Source organism: Mycobacterium sp. KBS0706 (assembly GCF_005938675.2).
Lineage (GTDB): Bacteria > Pseudomonadota > Alphaproteobacteria > DSM-16000 > Inquilinaceae > Inquilinus.
On record NZ_VCCH02000271.1, the window covers coordinates 1 to 1,410 of the forward strand.

Sequence of the window (1,410 nt, forward strand, 5' to 3'; positions counted from 1 at the left end):
TGGACTGCACCCCCGACGTGAGACGGGATAATTAGAGACAGGTCAGGTTGATGGATGCCGTTGCGGCAGGGGCGCGCCCCTGCCGCAACGGCGGCAAAGTGGCTTCGTATTCCTCCGGCGTCAGGTAGTCGAGGGCGGAGTGCAGCCGCTGGCGGTTGTAGACCTCCTCGATGAAGCGGCTGATCTGGGCCCTGGCGTGAGCCAGGTCGCGATAGGTCTGTCCGTCCACCTCCTCGGTCTTGAGCGTCTTCATGAAGCTTTCGGCCATGGCGTTGTCGTAGGGACAGCCGACGCGGCTCATGCTGGGCTGGATGCCACGCGCCCGGAGCCTGTCGACGTAGTCGCCGCAGGCGTACTGCACCCCACGGTCGGAGTGGTGGATGAGCCCGCCTGCGATCACCTGGCGCCGATCGAGCGCCATCTGCAGGGCCGCCAGGGCGAGGCTGGCCTTCAGGTGATTGTCCAGCGCCCAGCCGGTCACCTTGCGGCTGAAGGCGTCGATCACCACCGCCAGATAGACGAAAGCCTCGTCCAGACGCACGTAGGTGATGTCGGCCACCCACAGCTGGTTGGCCGCGGTCGGGACCAGGCGACGCGCCAGGTTGGGCCAGATCGGCCAGCCGTGGCGCGCGTCTGTCGTCGGCGGCCGGTAGGCCGCGCGCCTGAGGCACAAGAGATTGTCCTCGCGCATCAGCCGCAGCACCCGCTTGCGGTTGACCGCCCAGCCCTCCCGCCGCAGCAGTTCCCCGATCCGGCGGTAGCCATAGAACCGGTGAGCCAGCGCCAGACGCTGGATCACGTCCCGGAGCGCGGTCTCCTCCCGCCGCGGCTCGCTGGCCGCCCAGCCGCGGTAGTAGGCCGCGCGGCTCAGCCCCGCCAGCACGCACATCCGCTCCACCGACAGCGACATCGCCGCCGGCGCACCGCCTTGCCGACGCGTCATCGCCTGGATGAGGGCGAAGACGCTGTCCCGCCAGGCCCTTCGCTCGGCCGGCGTGACGCCTCGATCTGCCGCAAGGCTCGCTTGAAAAAATCCAACTCCAGCTGCTGCTGGCCCACCTTGCGGCTCAGCTGCTCGATCTGCCACCGGGCCTCAGCCAGGTCATTGGCCCGGCCGGCCGCCAGACGCGCCGCCGACAGCTGTGACGCCTCCGCCTTGCTCGGCCGCCCGCGCAGCCGCAGCGCCTCCGGACCGCCCAGACGGCAGGCATCCCGCCACCGGTACAGGATCGCCCGCTTGATCTCGAGCTCCCGCGCCAGCGCGCTGACGTTCTCCCCGGCCTCGATCCGACGCACCGCCTCCAGCTTGAACCCACGGCTGAAGCTCCGGCTCTCTCGCTTGGACATCGGTTCTCCTTCTCAGAGAACTGTCCCTATTTTCTCTGTCTCACTCCTGGGGGCCACTCCAGC

2 protein-coding genes are annotated in these 1,410 nt (G+C 68.8%); both read right to left on the bottom strand.

The window, feature by feature from the left end:
* Positions 1–31: 31 nt before the first annotated feature.
* Entirely contained in the window at positions 32–943 is a 912-nt protein-coding gene (locus FFK22_RS41755) for an IS3 family transposase (RefSeq protein WP_138893689.1), read from the bottom strand.
* The gene (locus FFK22_RS41760; RefSeq protein WP_138893690.1) at positions 940–1,347 is read right to left on the bottom strand and encodes a transposase; all 408 of its coding nucleotides are present in this window, start codon (positions 1,345–1,347) and stop codon (positions 940–942) included. Before FFK22_RS41760 ends, FFK22_RS41755 begins: the two co-directional genes overlap by 4 nt.
* Positions 1,348–1,410: the final 63 nt, after the last annotated feature.